We start from the raw sequence: 20,640 nt of genomic DNA, 5'->3' as shown, positions 1-20,640 counted from the left end.
CAGAGGGTGATGGCATCGGCAGCGTGGCTGCGCAATGCAGCGGCAGCGCCGGCTCAGCCCCTCACCACCACCGATAAAAATGATGCACTGGTCCGACGCCGTGGCCGACGTCGAGTCGATCGCTCGCTTGCAACGCGCCGGTCAGATACAGCTTCGCATCGGCGACCGCGCTCGCCAGATCGTCGCGTTGCGGAATCAGCGCAGCAATCGCCGACGACAGCGTGCAGCCCGTCCCATGCGTGTTCTTCACCGGCACGCGCGGACCGCCCAGGCGCAGCGTGCCGCTGTCCTGCACGAGCCAGTCGGGGCTATCCGCCGCGCTCAGATGACCGCCCTTCATCAGCACCGCACGCGCGCCGAGCGCACGTAACGCTTCGCCTTGCGCAACCATGCCGGCTTCATCCGTTGCGGCTTCCACGCCTAGCAAAGCCGCGGCTTCCGGCAGATTCGGCGTCAGCAGATCGGCAAGCGGCAGCAATTCGTCGCGCACTGCCGCGACTGCATCCGGCAGCAGCAACGCGTGATTGCTCTTCGAAATCATCACCGTGTCGAGCACGATGTGCTTCGGCTTGTGCCGGCGCAACGCATCGGCCACCGCGCGCGCGATCGGCGCGTTCGCGAGCATGCCGATCTTCACCGCATCGATACGAATATCGTCGAACACCGCGTCGAGTTGCGCAGCGATGAAGGCCGGCTCCGGCGTGTGGATCGCCGTGACGCCGCGCGTGTTTTGCGCGGTCAGCGCGGTAATCACGCTCGCGCCGTAAGCGCCGAGCGCCGAGAAGGCTTTCAGGTCGGCCTGAATACCGGCGCCGCCGCCGGAATCGGAACCGGCGATCGTCAGCACATTGGGAATCGGTTGAGTCATGGCAAAGCGGGAATGAGAGAAGGCGCGGGCCGTTTGACAACTGCGAACTCGCCGCGGGTCAGTGCTTGACTTCGCCGATCAGCGCGACCGAATCGAAGGCGCGCTGATTCGACTGGTGGCGCCGCATCACGAGCCACATCATCAGACAGACGAAAGTGCCGAACAGCACGATCACCACCGTGACCGGCACGTCGAGCCAGACCAGCACGGCGTACAGGCACAGCATCACGAGCACGGAGAGATTCTCGTTGAAGTTCTGCACGGCAATCGAATGGCCCGCCGACAGCAGCACGTGGCCGCGATGCTGGAGTAGCGCATTCATCGGCACGACGAAAAAACCCGACAGGCCGCCGACGATCATCAGGAAGATATATGCGACGATCAGATAGCCCGGCACATGCATGCGGCCGAAATACAGCCCCCAATGCGCCGGGAACAGGTCGCGCGTGTAGAACGCCATCAGCATCACGGCGATGCCCATCATGATGCCGACCGGCAGCACCGACAGCGATTTCTTCAGCGGTATGCGCGACGCCGCGAAGATCGCGCCGGCCGCCACGCCCACGGCCACCACGGCCTGCAGGATCGCAGCTTCCGACAGCGACATATTGAGCGATACCTCGGCCCATTTCAGCACGATGAATTGCAGCGTGGCGCCGGCGCCCCAGAACAGCGTGGTGACGGCGAGTGAAATCTGGCCGAGCTTGTCGCGCCACAGCACGACGAAACAATCGGCGAAATCGGTGACGAGCTTGATCGGGCCGCGTTCCTGTTTCGGATAACGCGCGCCGGTGTCGGGAATGCGCAGATTGAACAGCGCGGCGATCACGTAGATCGCCATGATCACCAGCATCGCCGCTTCGGCGGGTGTGTTGACGGTGGGAATGTGGTGCCGCAGAATCGGCGCGGCGATGTGCGGACTGATCAAGGCGCCGCCGAGCACGGTGCCGAGAATGATCGAGCCAACCGTGGTGCCTTCGATCCAGCCGTTCGCGGCCACCAGCCGCTCAGGCGGCAGCAGTTCAGTGAGAATCCCGTATTTGGCCGGCGAGTAGGCCGCCGCGCCAAAGCCGACGATGCCATAGGCGAGCAATGGATGCGCGCCCACCAGCATCGTGATGCAACCGATCACTTTGATGGTGTTGGTGATGAACATCACGTGCCCTTTCGGGCGGGAGTCCGCGAAGGCGCCCACGAAAGCGGCCAGAACGACGTATGACAGCACAAAGAACAACTTGAGCAGCGGCGTCATCCAGTTTGGAGCGTGAAGATCTTTCAGCAGTGCGATAGCAGCAATCAGAAGCGCATTGTCGGCCAGCGACGAAAAAAACTGCGCGGCCATGATGGTGTAAAAACCTTTTTTCATCTGATGCGATGCTGTCCTCGCTGCGGTCTGTCCGCCCCGGCCGCGTGCAGGGCGTCCGGGCTTATGCCGTTCGAAATGGGTTGTGCGCACGGCTTTATATCACGAAAATAGCGGGATTCGGACTAGCAAAATCCTTGACCGCACCGCCCAGCGGGCTGCCGAGCGCTGAAAACGCCCTGTAAGCTGCTGATTCGCAAGCGTCTTTACGAAAATATCCCATGCCGCGCCCCCTTTCAGCCACGATCCACACCGCAGCACTCGCCAATAATCTCGCCGTCGCCCGGCGCTACGCACCAAAATCCAAGATTTGGGCCGTCGTCAAGGCAAACGCCTATGGACACGGCCTCGCACGCGCTTTTCCCGGCCTGCGCGCAACCGACGGCTTCGGTTTGCTGGACCTCGAAGAAGCCGTGAAGTTGCGTGAATTGGGCTGGGCTGGACCGATTTTGTTGCTCGAAGGCTTTTTCCGTCCGACCGATATCGACGTGATCGACCGCTACAGCCTGACCACGGCGCTGCACTCGGACGAACAGTTGCGCATGCTGGAAATGGCGCGCCTGTCGAAGCCCGTCAACATTCAGTTGAAGATGAACAGCGGCATGAACCGCCTCGGCTACACGCCGGAAAAATTCCGTGCCGCATGGGAGCGCGCACGCGCCTGTCAGGGCGTCGGCCAGATTACGTTGATGACCCATTTCTCTGATGCCGACAGCGAACGCGGTATCGCCGATCAGATGGAAGCGTTCGAGCGCGGCGCGCAGGGCATCGCGGGCGCGCGCAGCCTCGCAAATTCGGCGGCGACGCTGTGGCATCCCGCCGCGCACTTCGACTGGGTGCGTCCGGGCATCATTCTGTACGGCGCGTCGCCGTCCGGCGTGAACGCCGCGATCGCAGGCACCGGCCTGCAACCGGCAATGACGTTTGCTTCCGAGCTGATCGCGGTGCAAACCATCGCCGAGGGCCAGACCGTCGGCTATGGCTCGTCGTTCAAGGCGCGCGGGCCGATGCGCATCGGTGTGGTGGCCTGCGGCTATGCGGACGGTTATCCGCGGATCGCGCCGGAAGGCACGCCGGTGATCGTCGACGGGGTGCTGACGCGGATCGTCGGACGCGTCTCGATGGACATGCTGACCGTCGACCTGACGCCGATTCCAACCGCCAACGTCGGCTCGCGCGTCGAATTGTGGGGTACTTCGCTGCCGATCGACGACGTCGCGCAAGCATGCGGCACGATCGGCTACGAGCTGATGTGCGCCATCGCGCCGCGCGTGCCGGTGCGCGCCGAATAAGCGCGGCACTGACGGACCGAGTCACCGCATCAATCAATAGAACAGCAACAGGCAAGGGCGCGTGGCTAAACAGAAGACGTTGTACATCTGCAGTGAATGCGGCGGGCAATCGCCGAAGTGGGCCGGGCAGTGCCCTTCGTGCAACGCATGGAACACGCTGGTCGAATCGGTGGCGGAAGCGCCGTCCACGCATCGCTTCCAGTCGCTCGCGAAAAGCGCGCCGGTACGGCGTCTCGCCGATATCGACGCGTCCGACGTGCCGCGCTTTTCGACCGGCGTCAGCGAGTTCGACCGTGTGCTGGGCGGCGGTCTGGTGCCGGGCGGCGTGGTCCTGATCGGCGGCGATCCGGGTATCGGCAAATCGACGCTGTTGCTGCAATCGCTCGCGGAAATCGCCGCGGACAAACGCGCGCTCTATATCAGCGGCGAAGAATCGGCTGCGCAGATCGCGCTGCGCGCGCAGCGGCTGTCGCTGCTCGAGCCCGGCTCGAAGGCCAGCGAGTTGCAGTTGCTCGCGGAAATCCAGCTCGAAAAGATCCAGGCGACCATCGCCGAGCAGCGACCCGACGTCGCGGTGATCGACTCGATCCAGACGGTGTATTCCGACGCGTTGACCTCCGCGCCCGGTTCGGTCGCGCAGGTGCGCGAGTGCGCGGCGCAGTTGACGCGAATCGCCAAGCAGTCGGGCACCACCATCATCATGGTCGGCCACGTGACCAAGGAAGGCGCGCTCGCGGGGCCGCGCGTGCTGGAACACATCGTCGATACGGTGTTGTACTTCGAAGGCGACACGCATTCGTCGTTCCGGCTGGTGCGCGCGATCAAGAACCGCTTCGGCGCGGTCAACGAACTGGGCGTGTTCGCGATGACCGAGCGCGGTTTGCGCGGCGTCGCCAATCCTTCCGCGCTGTTTCTGTCGCAGCATGAGCAATCCGTGCCGGGTTCGTGCGTGCTGGTCACGCAGGAGGGCACGCGGCCGCTGCTGGTCGAAGTGCAAGCGCTGGTGGACGCGGCGAACGCGCCGAATCCGCGCCGGCTCGCGGTCGGCCTGGAACAGAACCGGCTGGCGATGCTGCTGGCGGTGCTGCATCGGCACGCCGGCATCGCCTGCTTCGATCAGGACGTGTTCCTGAACGCGGTGGGCGGCGTGAAGATCACCGAACCCGCGGCCGACCTGGCCGTGCTGCTCGCAATTCATTCGTCGATGCGTAACAAGCCGTTGCCGAAGGGGCTGGTCGTATTCGGCGAAGTCGGGCTGGCCGGCGAGATCCGGCCGTCGCCGCGCGGTCAGGAACGTCTGAAGGAAGCCGCGAAACTGGGCTTTTCGGTCGCGGTGATTCCGAAGGCCAATGCACCGAAGCAGCCGATTGAAGGCTTACAGGTCGTTGCGGTTGAAAGGATCGAGCAGGCCATCGACCGGGTCCGCACGCTCGATTAGACGGGGGCTGGGGCGGCTGCAGCGCCGTGGGCGGCGTAATGATGTGTAAATATCTCCATATTGGCTGTAACCCAGCCGACATTCCTTTTTCCTAAGCTGGGGGGTATTGCATCCCCCTTCTGATGCCGAAAAAAGGATTGCGCCTTGAAACAGTCATATGAAACCGTGGCCGAGCGGCCGATGCAGGTGCGCGGTTGTCGCGTCTCCGCACCCATTCGCCAGCCTTGGGGCGGTGCTTGCCGGATTGTCGAGTGGATCGACACGACGGGGCAGATTTCCCGGCGGGTGGTGGCCGAGCATGTAACCGCCGCGGAAGTGCGGGCCACCATCAACCGTCACGTTGAAGGCCGCAAGCATGTGCTGTTCGACGACGAGAAAACGCCGCGCCAGACCTTGCCGCGGCAAACGGCGGCCAAACGCTGATGCCCCCGGCGCTGGCCACTTGCCTTAACCGGCGTAGCGGTCCTCGTCATCCTCGGGTTCGGCTTCTATTTCGCTCTCGCTTGTAGCCACGCAGGTCTGCGGATTGAACAGCGGATGCCGCGCAGCTTCCGCCGGGGTCAGCACCGGCGACACGCAACAGTCGAGCGGCTCCAGCAGCAACACCCATTCTTCCAGCGGACGCTTGCCGATCAGGTCGGCCAGTTCCTGCGTCAGCGCGGCCGCGTCGGGGCCGCCGATCGCCTGGCCGAGACTCCAGTGGCGTGTCGCCCATTCGGGCCGGTCCAGTGCCATGCACAAGGTTTCCCAAAACTTCAGTTCGAGCGCGCCGACCGCGAGCCAGCGATGGTCGAGCGTGCTGTACAGGTTGTAGCAGGGCACGCCGCCATTCAGCAGACCGGCGCCTGCGGCCGGTGCGACGCCGTCATTGGCAAGTGAGACCTGCGCGACGACGTTGTGCGCGTGCGTGACGTGGGTCATCGATACGTCGACGAAGCGGCCATCGCCACCGCGCGAGACATGCCATAACGCGGCGAGGATCTGCGTCACCGCGCTCAATGCACCGCCGAGCAGGTCGGCAATCTGGAAGTTCGGCAGGATCGGCGCACCGTCGCGGTTGGCCAGTTGATCGAGCACGCCCGCGTAGCCGATGTAGTTCAGATCGTGGCCGGCATGGCCGGCAAACGGACCGCTCGCGCCGTAGCCGGTGATCGCGCAATACACCAGTTTGGGATTGGCCGCGCGCAGCGTTTCGTAGCCGATGCCGAGGCGCTCCATCACGCCGGGCCGGAAACTCTCTATCAACACATCGGCTTCGGCCGCGAGGGCGCGCAACACGTTGCGTCCCGCATCCGATTTCAGATCGAGACGCGTTTCGCGCTTGCCGCGATTGACGAGCCGGTAAAACGCGCCGGGCCGTCCCGCAACGCGGTCGCTCGACGACTGCATCATCGTGCGGGTGGGGTCTCCCGCGCCGGGTGCTTCGATCTTCAGCACGTCTGCGCCGAGTTCGGCGAGCCGCAACGCGGCGACCGGGCCCGGCAACAGACGCGTCAGATCGAGCACGCGCAGGCCTTTCAGCGCGGGCGGCGTTGATAACGACGCAGTTGATGACGCAGATGAAGTCACGGATGACAAGGTCAACCCCTGATCGATGCCGGCGCGGACTTGAGAACTGCGTGCCCGCTAACCGATTTGTTCGAGTTCCTCGTGAGCATCGAGCCATTCGGCTTCGAGCGCTTCGAGGCGCGCGTTCACATCTGCCTGACGGCGGATCGCCTCCGTCAGTTTGCTTTTCTGCTCGGGATCGTAACTCGCCGGATCGACGACGAACGCATCGAGCGTCGCTTTTTCCGCGTTGAGCGAGTCCATTTCCTTTTCGATCTTCGTGATGCGGCTTTGCAGCGGCTTTTTCAGGTGCGCGAGCTTTTGCCGCGTTTCGGCTTCGAGACGGCGCTGTTCCTTGCGATTGACGCCGTTGTCCGCGCTATCCGCGTCGTTCGATGCCGCGCCGGCTTTCAACGCCGCGCGTTGTTCAGCCGCGTGTTGCAGCAGCCAGTCGCGGTAGTCGTCCAGATCGCCGTCGAATTCCTGCAGACGATGCCTGGCGACCAGCATGAATTGATCGGTCGTGGCGCGTAGCAGATGCCGGTCGTGCGACACCAGAATCAGCGTGCCCTCGAACTGCGCGAGCGCCATGGTCAGCGCGTGACGCGTTTCGAGATCCAGGTGGTTGGTCGGCTCGTCGAGCAGCAGCAGATTCGGCTTTTGCCAGATGATCAGCGCCAACGCGAGGCGGGCCTTTTCTCCGCCCGAGAAAGGCGCGATTTTCGAGGTCGCCATCTCGCCGGAGAAGTTGAAGCTGCCGAGGAAGTCGCGCAGTTCCTGCTCACGCGTATCCGGCGCGAGCCGCGCCAGATGCTGCAACGGCGTGTCGTCCGGGCGCAGCGTTTCCAGTTGGTGCTGCGCGAAGTAGCCGATGCGCAGACCCTTGCCTTCGCGCACATGACCGCCGAGTGCTTCGAGCGTGCCGGCCAGCGTCTTGATCAGCGTCGATTTGCCTTGGCCGTTCGCGCCGAGCAGGCCGATGCGCTGGCCGTTCTGGATCGACAGCATCACATGCTCGACGATCGGAATCTCGACGCCGTCATTGCGATAGCCGCAGCACACGCCTTCCATCACCATCATCGGATTCGGTGCGGAATCGGGCGTGCGGAACTCGAACGTGAACGGCGACGACGCATGCGCCGGCGCGATCAGTTCCATCTTTTCGAGCGCCTTCACGCGGCTTTGCGCCTGGCGCGCCTTGGTGGCCTGTGCCTTGAAGCGGTTGATGTAGCTCTGCAAATGCTCGACGGTGCGCTGCTGTTTCTCATACGCGCTTTGCTGCAACGCGATCTGCTGCGCGCGCAGGATTTCGAACTGCGAGTAGTTGCCGCCGTAACGCTTGATCTGTTGATACTCCAGATGCAGCGTCACGTTGCAGACCGTATCGAGAAACTCGCGGTCGTGCGAGATCACGATCAGCGTGCCCGGATAACGGTTCAGCCAGTCTTCGAGCCAGACGATCGCGTCGAGGTCCAGGTGGTTGGTCGGTTCGTCGAGCAGCAGCAAATCGGAGCGGCACATCAGCGCCTGCGCGAGATTCAGCCGCATGCGCCAGCCGCCCGAGAAGCTGCTGACCGGCTCGCGCGTCTGATCGAGCGTGAAGCCTAGACCGAGCAGCAGCGCTTCGGCACGGGCGGGCGCGGTGTAGCCGTCGGCGTCGGCGAACGCCGCGTGCGCTTCGCCCTCGGCGGCGCCGTCATGCGCGGCCGACGCGGCGGCGATACGCGCTTCGATCTCGCGCAACGCGGCGTCGCCGTCGAGCGTATAGGCGAGGGCGGTCTTGTCGGCGGCGGGCGTTTCCTGCGCGACGTGGGCGATCTGCCAGGTCGGCGGAATCGAGAAATCGCCGCCGTCCGCATGCAGTTCGCCGAGCAGCACGGCAAACAGCGTCGACTTGCCCGCGCCGTTCGCCCCCACCAGGCCGGCCTTTTCGCCGGGGTTGAGGGTGAACGTGGTGTTTTCGAAGAGCGGCTTGGTGCCGCGCGCGAGGCTGAACTGGTTAAAGCGGATCACGAAGAGGCCGGCTGAAGAAAACCGCTATTTTAGACTGCCGGGGCTGACACCGGGCGCTTAGCTGGGATCGGCCATTCGGCCGACTGTACCGGCGAGGCATTTAGCTTAGACTGAAGGCTTTCACGGGGAGAAAACATGACATCGATCTATTCGTATTCGGCACGCACGCTCGGCGGCGAGGAAGTCAGTCTGGAGCGCTATCAGGGCAAGGTGCTGTTGATCGTCAACACCGCGAGCGAATGCGGGTTCACACCGCAGTATGCGGGCCTGCAAAAGCTCTACGACACCTACGCGGCGCGCGGCCTCGCGGTGCTCGGCTTTCCGTGCAACCAGTTCGGCAAGCAGGAGCCGGGCGACGCTGCGCAGATCGGCAGTTTCTGCGAGAAGAACTACGGCGTGACCTTCCCGATGTTCGACAAGATCGACGTGAACGGCGCGAACGCGCATCCGCTATTTCGTTACTTGACGGGCGAGGCGCCGGGTCTGCTGGGGCTCGAGGCGATCAAGTGGAATTTCACCAAGTTCCTGATCGGCCGCGACGGCAATGTGGTCAAACGCTATGCGCCGCTGACCAAGCCGGAGGCGATTACCGAAGACGTCGAGAAGCTGCTGTAACCCGTCAGGCGGTGGAGCAGAGCGGTAGCTACAGTATCGGCGAGAACAACCTTGCGACGTGCATCAGCACGCGCCGCAACGCGCTCGCTTGCCGGTAATCGTTGCGGTCGATTTCGAGCGACTCGGCGAAATCCTTCAGCAGCATCGCTTCGACTTCTTTGGCAAAACCGCGGTCCACGGTCAGTACCATGATCTCGAAGTTCAGGCGGAACGAGCGATTGTCGAGATTGGCACTGCCGATCGCGGCGGCCACGCTGTCGATCAGCACGACCTTCTGATGCAGGAAGCCCGGCTGGTAGCGAAAAATCCGGATGCCCGCGCGCAGCGAGTCGTACGCATAGAGTTTCGAGGCTTCGAACACGACGAGATGGTCGCGCCGGCTCGGAATCAGGATGCGCACATCCACGCCGCGCAGTACCGCAAGCCGCAGCGCCGCGAACACCGCCTCGTCGGGCACGAGGTAAGGCGTGGTGATCCAGATCCGCTCGCGTGCCGCGGTGATCGCCTGGACGAAGAAGAGCGAACAGGTTTCCTGCTTGTCGGCCGGGCCGCTCGGCATCACGAGGCAGTGCATGCCTTGACCGGCCGGCCCGGATGGCGGGATGTCGAATTGCGGCAACTGTTGGGTCGCCGAATGCCAGTCTTCGGTGAACACGAACTGGATGCTGGCAACCGCCGGGCCGCGCACTTCGATATGTGTGTCGCGCCATGGGGAGAGCGGCGGCTTGCCGCCCAGATACTCGACGCCGACGTTGTGACCGCCGACAAACGCGCGTTCGCCGTCGACCGAGACGATCTTGCGGTGATTGCGGAAGTTCAGTTGCAAACGGTTGACGAAACGGCGATTGGTGGCGAACGGGTACGTTTCGACGCCGGCCGCGCGCAACGCCGCCACATAGCGGTGGGGCAGATCGAAACTGCCGATGCTGTCGTACAGAAAGTAGACGCGTACGCCTTGCTGCGCTTTTGTGATCAGCATGTCTTTGAGCATCTCGCCGAGCGCATCGTCGTGCACGATGAAGAACTGCACGATCACATAGTGGCGCGCGCCTTCGATCGCTTCGAAAATCGCTTCGAAGGTCGCTTCGCCGTTCACTAGCGTGCGCACCGAGTTGCCCGGCAGGAACGGCATGCCCCCCAGGCGCGTCAACGAATGCACAAGGCTCGCGCCGAGTTCTTCCGTGGGCAGGCCTGCCGACGAGTCCTGCGTGTCCCATTCCAGCGGATGCGCACGCGTGCGCAGCAATTCGTTCTCGACGCGGCGGGCGTCCGCGTAGCCGGCAAACTTGCTGCGGCCGAGGAACAGGTACGGCACCAGCGTCAGATACGGCATCGCGACCAGCGACACAGCCCAGGCGATCGCGCCTTGCGATGTGCGGGTGTTCAGAATCGCATGGCATGCGGCGATCACGCCGAGAATATGGGCGAGGGCGACCAGCGGGCCGATGTGAAGCAAGTCGAATTGCATAGGCGGCTGAAGGGTTTGCGGGGGCGCTGCCAGGCGGCTTGAAGTCGCGGAGGGCAGTCGACCGCGCCCATCTTACCGAACGCGCGCACGTTGGGGGGCGCTACGGCGATTGACGGCTTGGAGGTGAAGCGGCAAGGAAGGGACACGCGTTGCGCACGGCGGACAGCGCCAGGCCGCCGCGCGCATCGTCGGATGAAGCGATAAGGAGCGATAAAGCGTCAGACCGGCAGATCCGCGGCCTGAATCAGGAACACGTTGTCGTCGCCGGCGCTGGTCGACAGCCATACGAGGTCGAGGCCGCCGAACGCTGCCTCGACGTTCGCGCGCTCGTTGCCGATTTCGACCGCCAGCACGCCGTCGTCGGTCAGCCAGTTGCGCGCTTCGCCGATGATCCGGCGCACGATATCCATGCCGTCCGCGCCGCCTGCCAGCGCCATGTCAGGCTCGTGCTTGTACTCGGCGGGCAGCGTCTGCATCGACGCCGCGTTCACATACGGCGGATTGCAGATGATCACGTCGTAGCGGCGCTCGGCGAGCGGCGCGTACAGATCGCCTTCGAAGAGCGCAATGCGGTCGTCGAGGTGGTAGTCCGTAACGTTGCGCGTCGCGACTTCGAGCGCGGGCGCCGACAGATCGACCGCATCGACATCCGCATTCGGAAACGCGTGCGCCGCGAGAATCGCGAGGCAGCCGGAGCCGGTGCACAGTTCGAGCACCGCGCCGACCTGCTCCGGATCTTCCACGTACGGTTGCAGGCCGTCCTGCAGCAGTTCGCCGATGAACGAGCGCGGCACGATCACGCGCTCGTCCACGTAAAAGCGGAAGCCGTGCATCCATGCTTCCTGCGTGATGTACGCAGCCGGTACGCGCTCGCCGGCACGGCGTTCGATCACGTTCAGCACGGCGTCGATTTCGGCCGCGCTCAGCCGCGCGTCGAGAAACGGCTCCAGCAGATCGAGCGGCAGATGCAGCGTGTGCAGTATCAGATAGGCGGCTTCGTCGTAAGCGTTGGCCGAGCCGTGGCCGAACGACAACTCGGCCTGATTGAAACGCGACACTGCGAAACGCAGCAGGTCGCGGACGGTGGAAAACGGGAGCGTCATCGCAAATATTCCCTGGTCAGGCGATCAGTTGTTCGAGCACGCGACGATACACGTTCTTCAGCGGGTCGATGTGAGCGAGTTCGATATGCTCGTCGATCTTGTGGATGCTGGCGTTCAGCGGGCCGAATTCAACCACCTGTTCGCAGATGCGCGCGATGAAGCGGCCGTCCGAGGTGCCGCCGGTGGTGGACAGTTCGGCCGTGACGCCGGTTTCGTCCTTGATCGCTTTCGCCAGCGCGTTCGACAGATCGCCGCGCGGTGTGAGGAACGGCAGGCCGCTCACGGTCCACTGCAGATCGTATTCAAGGTTGTGCCTGTCGAGGATCGCGTGCACGCGCGCCTGCAAACCTTCGACCGTGCTCGCCGTAGAGAAGCGGAAGTTGAACATCACGTCGGCGTGGCCCGGGATCACGTTGCTCGCGCCGGTGCCGCCGTGAATGTTCGACACTTGCCAGGTGGTGGGCGGGAAGTATTCGTTGCCGTCGTCCCAGCGTTCGGCAACCAGTTCGGCCAGCGCGGGCGCCAGCAGATGCACCGGATTCTTCGCCAGATGCGGATACGCGATGTGGCCTTGCACGCCCTTGACGATCAGCTTGCCCGACATCGAGCCGCGCCGACCGTTCTTTACCATGTCGCCGAACTGCGCGCTCGAGGTCGGCTCGCCGACAATGCAGTAGTCCATGCGCTCGCCGCGCGCCTGCAGCGCTTCGACGACTTTGACGGTGCCGTCGGTGGCGGGGCCTTCTTCATCGCTCGTGATCAGGAACGCGATCGAGCCGCGATGCGCGGGGTGCGCGGCGACGAACTCTTCGCTTGCCACCACGAAGCCGGCGATCGACGTCTTCATGTCGGCTGCGCCGCGTCCGTATAGCTTGCCGTCGCGATGGGTCGGCTCGAACGGCGCCGAATTCCATTGTTCGAGCGGGCCGGTCGGCACGACATCCGTGTGGCCGGCAAACGCGAGCAGCTTGCCGCGCGTGCCGTCGACGCCGCGTTTGACGGCCCACAGGTTGGTCACGCCGTTCGATTCGATCGTCTCGTGTTCGAAGCCGAGCGCGGACAGGCGCTCGATCAGCAGGCGCTGGCAATGCTGGTCGTCGGGCGTCACGGAGGCGCGCGCGATCAGTTGTTCGGTAAGGGCGAGGGTGCCGGACATGGATTCAGTACAAGCCACTTTGAAATGAAAAAATGCCGGCTGACGGTGCGGCACCGCAGCCGGCAACAGCTTTTGAGCAACGCGGCGAGGCCGCGCTTGCCTTCTTGTTGCGTTCGATCTTGTGCGTCAGATCACGCAAACAGCGCTTCGTATTCGTCCGCCGCAAAACCGAGCGACTTCACACGCCCGTTGACGACGAGCACCGGCCGCTTGATCACCGACGGCTTGTGGATCATCAACGCGATCGCGCCCGATTGCGTGTCCGCCGCCGACTTCATGTCGTCCGACAGGCCACGCCACGTGGTGCCGCGACGGTTCAGCAACGCGTCGAGCTTGACGTCTTTCAGCCAGTCCTGCACGAGCGGCCCGGTCACGCCATGTTTCTTGAAGTCGTGGAATTCGAACTCGACGCCGTGCTCTTCCAGCCACACGCGGGCCTTTTTCACGGTGTCGCAGTTCGGGATGCCGTAGACGACGGTTTTGGTGCCGCGTGCCATCAATCGCCTCGCAGCAGCTCGTTCAAGCCGACCTTCGCGCGCGTTTTGGCGTCGACCTTTTTGACGATCACGGCGCAGTACAGGCTGTGCGAGCCGTCTTTCGACGGCAGGTTGCCTGCCACCACCACCGAGCCCGCCGGAATGCGGCCGTACGTGACTTCGCCGGTTTCGCGGTCGTAAATTTTGGTGCTCTGGCCGAGGTACACGCCCATCGAGATCACCGAGTTTTCTTCCACGATCACGCCTTCCACCACTTCCGAACGCGCGCCGATGAAGCAGTTGTCTTCGATGATGACCGGATTGGCCTGCAGCGGCTCCAGTACGCCGCCGATGCCCACGCCGCCGGACAGGTGGACGTTCTTGCCGATCTGCGCGCACGAACCGACGGTCGCCCACGTGTCGACCATCGTGCCTTCGTCGACGTAGGCGCCGATGTTGGTGTACGACGGCATCAGCACGACGTTCTTCGCGATGAACGAGCCGCGGCGCGCGATCGCGGGCGGCACCACGCGGAAGCCACCGGCGGCGAAGTCTTCAGCGGTGTAGCTGGCGAATTTCGAGGGCACCTTGTCGTAGAACTGCGTGTAGGTGCCAGCCGCCTGCACCACGTTGTCTTCGAGGCGGAACGACAGCAGCACGGCTTTCTTCAGCCATTGATTGACAACCCAGTCGCCGTCTTTCTTTTCTGCGACGCGCAGCGCGCCCTTGTCCAGTTGCTCGATTGCATGTGCGACGGCGTCGCGCACCTCGGCCGGCGCGGCCTTCGGCGACAGGTCGGCGCGGCTTTCCCAGGCGGTGTCAATGATCTGCTGAAGTTGTTGCGACATATGCGTGCTTTATCGAAGAGTTGAAGTCTGAAGAAGAGGATGCGATGCGCGAGCGTGATCGGCGATAAAGCCTCAACCCGCCAACGCGCGGCAAAAATCGACGATTCGTTGTGCGCCTTGCGTGCATTCGTCGACATCGGCGACGAGCGCCATGCGTACGAAATTGCGGCCGGGATTCACGCCGTGCGCAGTGCGCGCGAGGAACGAGCCCGGCAGAACCGTCACATTATAGTCGGCGTAGAGGCGCCGGGCGAACCCGGTGTCCGGGAGGCCCGTGCGCGACACGTCGGCCCACAGGTAGAACGCGGCGTCCGGCAACCGCACGTCGAGCACCCCGGCGAGCATCGGTGTCACGGTGGAAAACTTCTGCACGTACTTCGCGCGGTTCTCGCGCACGTGCGTTTCGTCGTTCCAGGCCGCGATGCTGGCACTCTGGAACACCGTCGACAAGGCTGCGCCGTGGTATGTCCGGTATAGCAGGAAGGCTTTGAGGACGTCGGCGTCGCCCGCGACGAACCCCGAGCGCATGCCCGGCACGTTCGAGCGCTTGGACAGGCTCGACAGCATCACGAGGCGCTCGAAGCCGCGGCCGAGCTTGTGCGCGGCTTCCAGGCCGCCGAGCGGCGGGTTGGCTTCGTCGAAGTAAATTTCCGAGTAGCACTCGTCCGACGCGATCACGAAGCCGTAGCGGTCCGACAGCGCGAACAGCTCGCGCCAGTCGTCGAGCGTGAGCACGGCGCCGGTCGGATTGCCCGGCGAGCACACGTACAGCAGCTGCGTGCGAGCCCAGATATCCGCCGGCACCGCTGAATAGTCGCAGGCGAAATTGCGCGCCGGATCGCTATTGACGAAGTACGGCTGGGCGCCCGCCAGGATCGCCGCACCTTCATAGATTTGGTAGAACGGGTTCGGACAGAGTACGATCGCACGCTCGCCCGACGCATTCCGTTTCGGGTCGATGACCGTCTGCGCGAGCGCGAACAGCGCCTCGCGCGAGCCCGACACCGGCAGCACCTGCGTGGTCGGGTCGACTGGCGGCAGGTTATAGCGCTGCGTGACCCACTTCGCGATCGATTCGCGCAGCGGCAGCGAGCCGATGGTTGCCGGATAGGCTGACAAACCGCCGAGCGACGCGACCACGGCGTCGCGAATCAGCGCCGGCGTCGGATGTTTCGGCTCGCCGATGCCGAAGCTGATGTGCGCGAGGCCGGCCGGCGGCGTGACGTCCTTGAAAAGCGCGCGCAGCTTTTCGAACGGATAGGGCTGGAGGGAGTCGAGTAGCGGGTTCACTGGGCGGATCGAGCCTGATCGAAGATGGGCGCAGAGGGAAGCTGGGCACGCGCGCTGGCGGCAAACGCATGAAATATGCGAAACGGGCGGCAGCGGCGGCGAGTGGCTGATTATAGCGGGGCGCGCCGAGCGTGGGGCGCCCGACGTGGCGTGGCCGGCGTGGACCGCATAGCCGGACGCGCCGAGCCCGGGGACCATGCCCCGTGCACGCAGCTGGCCTGACATGCCGGCCCGCGCCGCGCCGGATACGGTGCAACCCGCCAGGCAGCGCAGTCAGTGCGCCGCAGCGGGAACGACGCGAACCGCGGACGGTTCGCGTGAAAGGAAGCAGGAGCAGTGATGCACGTCACAACAATCATCGAGACACAAGCCGGACGAAGCGGGCGCAACGACGCCGTCGTCCGTGGCGGCAACACCGCCAGCGTCGGTGCAAGGAGCGTGCCATGACCAACTGGCTTCGCAACGGTTGGCCGACGCTCGCGATCATGCTGGGCGCATCGGTGTGGGGGATGATCTGGTATCCGCTGCGCATGCTGGCCGCGCTCGGGGTCACCGGCACGGCGGCAAGCGCGCTGACGAGCGGCGCCGGTTGCCTGTTCGTCCTGCTGGTGCGCTATCGGGCACTCAAAACCGTGCGCTGGCATTGGCTGCTGCCCGCCTTGGCTTTGGCAGCCGGCATCACCAATCTCGGTTTCGTGTGGGGTTCGATCCACGGCCAGGTGATGCGCGTGCTGCTGCTGTTCTATCTCACTCCCGCATGGACCGCGCTGTTCGCGCACTTCATCCTGCGTGAACGGCTGACGTGGGCCGGGGCCGGGTTGGCCGCGCTGTCGCTGGCGGGCGCAATGACGATGCTATGGTCGCCGCAACTGGGCATCCCGGTGCCGGGCAATCTTGCCGAATGTGCGGGCCTTGCCGGCGGCATGGGTTTCGCGATGAGCAACGTGCTGATCCTCAAGACGAGCCGCGTGCTGCCTGACATGAAGCCCGAAATGCGCACCGCGACGATCTTCGGCGGCGCGGCGCTGTTCAGCGCCTGCGCCTCGCTGTTCGAAGCGATGCCCGCGCCGCCCACCGGCGGGCATCTCGGCACGGCCGCGCTACTCGTGCTCGGCCTCGGTTTTCTGCTGGCGTCGAACAATATGCTGGTGCAGTACGGCCTCGCGCGCGTGCCGGCCAATCGGGCGTCGATCATCATGCTGTTCGAGATCGTGATCACGGCCCTGTCCGCGTGGCTCTTTGCCGGCGAGACGCCTGGCCCGCGCGAATGGGCGGGCGGTGCGTGCATCGTGCTGGCCTCCGCATTGTCCAGTTGGGTGCATCGGACCAAGGCCGGCCCGGTTGATCAGACGAAAGAGGATGCAGGCCCCGGCATGGATCCAGGAACCGGCCACGACGCAGACCGTAAGGACCGTCAGAACCGTCCGCGCGCGATGGTATGATTGCCCCTCATTGGCTAACGCGCGCTTAACCGCGCGCGATGAGCGCACGTTTCGCGAGGCTTCACGGGCCGTTTTGCTGCATCGGCAAACAGCTTGCGCAGCCTTCGCGAGCCACCTTTATGTTCCCTTTTCAATCAGCGATATCGCCGTGCGTCTGACCTCGATCAAACTCGCTGGCTTCAAGTCATTCGTCGATCCCACGCATTTCCAGGTTCCGGGCCAATTAGTCGGCGTGGTCGGTCCCAATGGGTGCGGCAAGTCCAACATCATCGATGCCGTGCGCTGGGTGCTCGGCGAATCGCGCGCTTCCGAGCTGCGCGGCGAGTCGATGCAGGACGTGATCTTCAATGGCTCGACCGCGCGCAAGCCGGGTAGCCGCGCCAGCGTCGAACTCGTGTTCGACAACGCCGACGGCCGTGCCGCCGGCCAGTGGGGCCAGTATGCCGAAATCGCCGTCAAGCGCGTGCTGACGCGCGACGGCACTTCGAGCTACTACATCAACAACTTGCCGGCGCGCCGCCGCGACATTCAGGACATCTTCCTCGGCACCGGCCTCGGGCCGCGCGCCTACGCCATCATCGGGCAGGGCATGATCGCGCGCCTGATCGAGGCGAAGCCGGAAGAGCTGCGCGTGTTCCTCGAAGAAGCCGCCGGCGTGTCGAAGTACAAGGAACGCCGCCGCGAAACCGAGAACCGTCTGCACGACACACGCGAGAATCTGACTCGGGTCGAAGACATCGTGCGCGAACTCGGTTCGAATCTCGAGAAGCTCGAGGCGCAGGCGATCGTCGCGACCCGGTACAAGGATTTGCAGAGCGACGGCGAGGAGAAGCAGCGCCTCTTGTGGCTGTTGCGCAAGAACGAAGCCGGCAGCGAGCAGGAACGCCAGCAGCGCGCGATCGAACAGGCGCAGATCGACCTCGAGGCGCAGACTGCGAAGCTCCGCGAAGTCGAGGCGCAACTCGAGACGCTGCGCGTCGCGCATTACTCCGCGAGCGACGCGATGCAGGGCGCGCAAGGTGCGCTGTACGAGGCGAACGCCGAAGTCAGCCGCCTTGAAGCCGAGATCAAGTTCATCGTCGAGTCGCGCAATCGCGTGCAGGCGCAGATCGCTGCGCTGAGCGCGCAACGCGAACAGTGGCAATCGCAGGCCGAAAAGGCGCAAGGCGATCTCGAAGACGCCGAAGAACAACTCGCCGTTGCCGAAGAAAAAGCCGCGCTGGCCGAAGACGAAGCCGCCGCGAAGCACGACGCGATGCCGGCGCTCGAAGCGCGCTGGCGCGATGCACAAACGGAATTGAACGCCGAGCGCGGCGGCATTGCACAGACCGAACAGGCGCTGAAGCTCGAAGCCGCGCATCAGCGCAATGCCGATCAGCAATTGCAGCAGTTGCAGCAGCGTCACGAGCGCTTGAAGTCGGAAGCAGGCGGGCTGGATGCCCCCGACGAAGCACAGCTCGAAGACCTGCGCATGCAGCTCGCCGAGCACGAAGAAATTCTCCACGACGCCCAGGTCCGTTTGGCGGACGCGCAGGAAACGCTGCCGCGCCTCGACGGCGAACGGCGCAGCGCGCAGGAGCGCGTGCAGTCGGAAAGCGCGCAGATTCATCAGCTCGACGCACGGCTTGCCGCGCTCAAGCAGTTGCAGGAAAACGTCCAGACCGAAGGCAAGATCCAGCCGTGGCTTGAAAAGCACGAGTTGAGCGGCCTGCCGCGTCTGTGGAAGAAGCTGCATGTCGAAGCCGGTTGGGAAACCGCGCTCGAAGCGGTGCTGCGCGAGCGGCTCGCCGCTCTGGAAGTGTCTAACCTCGACTGGGTCAAGGCGTTCGCCACCGATGCGCCGCCCGCCAAGCTCGCGTTCTATTCGCCGCCGGTAGCCGGCCAGCCGGCCGCTACGCCGCCCGCGTTGCGCCCGCTGCTGTCACTGGTTCGCATTGACGACGCCGGCCTGCGCGCGGTGCTGAACGACTGGCTCGGCCTCGCGTTCGTCGCCGACGATCTGGCGCAGGCGCTTGCGATGCGCTCGCAGTTGCCGGAAGGCGGTTCGTTCGTCGTCAAGGCTGGCCACGTGGTGACGCGCGTCGGCGTGCAACTGTATGCGGCCGATTCCGAACAGGCCGGGATGCTGGCCCGTCAGCAGGAAATCGAAAACCTGACACGTCAGGTGCGCGCGCAGGCATTGCTTGCCGACGAAGCGAAGGCCGCCGCGATCCGCGCCGAAGCTGCGCACACGCAAGCTGCGCAAGCGCTGACCGACGTGCGCCAGCAGTCGGAGCGCGCAACGCAACGTGTCCACGCATTGCAGATGGACGTGCTCAAGCTCACGCAGGCGCACGAGCGCTACATGCAGCGCAGCACGCAGATCCGCGAAGAACTCGAAGAAATCACCGCGCAGATCGAAGAGCAGCGTGCGATGCGTACCGAGTCGGAAGCGAACTTCGAGCGCCACGACGCGGAACTCGCCGAATTGCAGGCGCGTTTTGAAGATCACCAGATGGCCTTCGAAGCGCTCGACGAAGAACTCACCGCCGCACGCGCACAATCGCGCGATCTCGACCGTGCCGCCACCGACGCCCGCTTTGCCGCGCGCAACATGGCGAACCGCATCGACGAATTGAAGCGCAGCATCCAGGTCGCGCATGAGCAGAGCGAACGCGTGGCCGCGTCGCTGGAAGATGCGCGTGCCGAGCTGGAAACGATCAACGAACAGACCGCGCACACCGGTTTGCAGGATGCGCTCGATATCCGCGCGGTCAAGGAAGAAGCGCTGCATGCCGCACGCCTCGAACTCGACGATCTGACCGCCAAACTGCGCGCCGCTGACGAAACCCGTCTGAGCGCCGAGCGTGCGTTGCAGCCGCTGCGCGAGCGCATCAACGAATTGCAGCTGAAGGAGCAGGCCGCACGCCTGAACGGCGAGCAGTTCATCGAGCAGCTGGCCGCGGCCGGCGTGGATGAAGCCGAATTGCAGGCCAAGCTCACGCCGGACATGAAGCCGTCGTACCTGCAAGGCGAAGTCACGCGGATCAACAACGCGATCGCCGCGCTCGGTCCGGTCAACATGGCCGCGCTGGACGAACTGAAGGCGGCAAGCGAGCGCAAGACGTTCCTCGACTCGCAATCGGCCGACCTGACCAACGCGATCGAAACGCTGGAAGACGCCATCCGCAAGATCGACGGCGAAACGCGTACGCTGCTGCAAGGCACCTTCGACGAAGTGAACCGTCATTTCGGCGAACTGTTCCCGCGTCTCTTCGGCGGTGGCCAGGCCAGGCTGATCATGACCGGCGACGAAATTCTCGACGCCGGCGTGCAGGTGATGGCGCAGCCGCCGGGCAAGAAGAATTCGACGATTCACCTGCTGTCGGGCGGCGAGAAGGCGCTGACCGCCACCGCGCTGGTGTTTGCGATGTTCCAGCTGAATCCCGCGCCGTTCTGTCTGCTCGACGAAGTGGACGCACCGCTCGACGACGCCAACACGGAACGCTTCGCGAACCTCGTGCGCGCGATGTCGGACAAGACCCAGTTCCTGTTCATTTCGCACAACAAGATCGCGATGGAAATGGCGCAGCAGCTGATCGGCGTGACCATGCAGGAGCAGGGCGTGTCGCGGATCGTTGCCGTCGACATGGAAACGGCCGCCGGTTTCGCCCAGAATATCGTTTAAGTTATCGTTGAAGTTGAGCATCGTGGGCGTCCGCGTTCACCGCGGCGGCCGTC

General features: G+C 64.3%; 16 protein-coding genes. 6 read left to right on the top strand and 10 right to left on the bottom strand.

Features of this window, described 5'->3' with window-relative positions; all coding sequences use genetic code 11:
- Positions 1-61 precede the first annotated feature (61 nt).
- Together thiD and lplT are read right to left on the bottom strand one after the other, a co-directional pair.
- The gene (gene thiD / locus SB772_RS00525; protein WP_410831340.1) at positions 62-868 is read right to left on the bottom strand and encodes a bifunctional hydroxymethylpyrimidine kinase/phosphomethylpyrimidine kinase; all 807 of its coding nucleotides are present in this window, start codon (positions 866-868) and stop codon (positions 62-64) included.
- Between the two features lie 58 nt (positions 869-926).
- Entirely contained in the window at positions 927-2,234 is a 1,308-nt protein-coding gene (lplT, locus tag SB772_RS00520; protein ID WP_410831339.1) for a lysophospholipid transporter LplT, read from the bottom strand.
- Between the two features lie 218 nt (positions 2,235-2,452).
- Between lplT and alr the strand changes: the two genes are divergently transcribed.
- The 3 genes from alr (at position 2,453) to SB772_RS00505 (ending at position 5,384) form a co-directional block, all read left to right on the top strand.
- Complete coding sequence (alr, locus tag SB772_RS00515; RefSeq protein ID WP_410831338.1) at positions 2,453-3,523, top strand: alanine racemase; 1,071 nt, start codon at positions 2,453-2,455, stop codon at positions 3,521-3,523.
- A 61-nt stretch (positions 3,524-3,584) separates the two neighbouring features.
- Positions 3,585-4,961, top strand: coding sequence for a DNA repair protein RadA (gene radA, locus SB772_RS00510; RefSeq protein ID WP_410831337.1), 1,377 nt, complete (start codon positions 3,585-3,587; stop codon positions 4,959-4,961).
- A gap of 144 nt (positions 4,962-5,105) precedes the next feature.
- Positions 5,106-5,384 carry a DUF2866 domain-containing protein gene (locus SB772_RS00505; RefSeq protein ID WP_341315190.1) on the top strand — a complete coding sequence of 93 codons (279 nt, stop codon included), beginning with the start codon at positions 5,106-5,108 and terminating at the stop codon, positions 5,382-5,384.
- Between the two features lie 24 nt (positions 5,385-5,408).
- On the opposite strand, the gene SB772_RS00500 is transcribed toward SB772_RS00505, so the two are convergent.
- On the bottom strand, positions 5,409-6,482 hold the full coding sequence (locus SB772_RS00500; RefSeq protein ID WP_410831804.1) for a CaiB/BaiF CoA transferase family protein: 1,074 nt from the start codon (positions 6,480-6,482) through the stop codon (positions 5,409-5,411).
- Between the two features lie 105 nt (positions 6,483-6,587).
- Positions 6,588-8,522, bottom strand: coding sequence for an ATP-binding cassette domain-containing protein (locus tag SB772_RS00495; protein ID WP_410831336.1), 1,935 nt, complete (start codon positions 8,520-8,522; stop codon positions 6,588-6,590).
- A gap of 135 nt (positions 8,523-8,657) precedes the next feature.
- On the opposite strand from SB772_RS00495, the gene SB772_RS00490 reads away from it, so the two are divergent.
- Positions 8,658-9,137 carry a glutathione peroxidase gene (locus SB772_RS00490; protein ID WP_341315192.1) on the top strand — a complete coding sequence of 160 codons (480 nt, stop codon included), beginning with the start codon at positions 8,658-8,660 and terminating at the stop codon, positions 9,135-9,137.
- A 28-nt stretch (positions 9,138-9,165) separates the two neighbouring features.
- Here SB772_RS00490 and cls read toward each other — a convergent pair whose 3' ends face one another.
- From cls to dapC, 6 genes are all read right to left on the bottom strand, one after another.
- Positions 9,166-10,605, bottom strand: coding sequence for a cardiolipin synthase (gene cls / locus SB772_RS00485; protein WP_410831335.1), 1,440 nt, complete (start codon positions 10,603-10,605; stop codon positions 9,166-9,168).
- A 218-nt stretch (positions 10,606-10,823) separates the two neighbouring features.
- Complete coding sequence (prmB, locus tag SB772_RS00480) at positions 10,824-11,708, bottom strand: 50S ribosomal protein L3 N(5)-glutamine methyltransferase (protein ID WP_410831334.1); 885 nt, start codon at positions 11,706-11,708, stop codon at positions 10,824-10,826.
- Positions 11,709-11,724: 16 nt separating this feature from the next.
- Entirely contained in the window at positions 11,725-12,864 is a 1,140-nt protein-coding gene (gene dapE / locus SB772_RS00475; protein WP_410831333.1) for a succinyl-diaminopimelate desuccinylase, read from the bottom strand.
- A 131-nt stretch (positions 12,865-12,995) separates the two neighbouring features.
- Positions 12,996-13,361 carry an ArsC family reductase gene (locus tag SB772_RS00470; RefSeq protein WP_341315196.1) on the bottom strand — a complete coding sequence of 122 codons (366 nt, stop codon included), beginning with the start codon at positions 13,359-13,361 and terminating at the stop codon, positions 12,996-12,998.
- The gene (gene dapD, locus SB772_RS00465; RefSeq protein ID WP_410831332.1) at positions 13,361-14,188 is read right to left on the bottom strand and encodes a 2,3,4,5-tetrahydropyridine-2,6-dicarboxylate N-succinyltransferase; all 828 of its coding nucleotides are present in this window, start codon (positions 14,186-14,188) and stop codon (positions 13,361-13,363) included. The genes SB772_RS00470 and dapD overlap by 1 nt, the downstream gene beginning before the upstream one ends.
- Positions 14,189-14,260: 72 nt before the next feature.
- Complete coding sequence (dapC, locus tag SB772_RS00460) at positions 14,261-15,478, bottom strand: succinyldiaminopimelate transaminase (RefSeq protein WP_410831331.1); 1,218 nt, start codon at positions 15,476-15,478, stop codon at positions 14,261-14,263.
- Between the two features lie 443 nt (positions 15,479-15,921).
- On the opposite strand from dapC, the gene SB772_RS00455 reads away from it, so the two are divergent.
- Together SB772_RS00455 and smc are read left to right on the top strand one after the other, a co-directional pair.
- Positions 15,922-16,920 (top strand): DMT family transporter, encoded by a 999-nt coding sequence (locus SB772_RS00455; protein ID WP_410831330.1) that lies wholly within the window; start codon positions 15,922-15,924, stop codon positions 16,918-16,920.
- Positions 16,921-17,068: 148 nt separating this feature from the next.
- Positions 17,069-20,587, top strand: coding sequence for a chromosome segregation protein SMC (gene smc, locus SB772_RS00450; protein WP_410831329.1), 3,519 nt, complete (start codon positions 17,069-17,071; stop codon positions 20,585-20,587).
- Positions 20,588-20,640: the final 53 nt, after the last annotated feature.

The organism is Paraburkholderia sp. SIMBA_030, from assembly GCF_046535245.1.
GTDB lineage: Bacteria > Pseudomonadota > Gammaproteobacteria > Burkholderiales > Burkholderiaceae > Paraburkholderia.
This window is presented reverse-complemented; position numbering and strand designations above follow the sequence as displayed.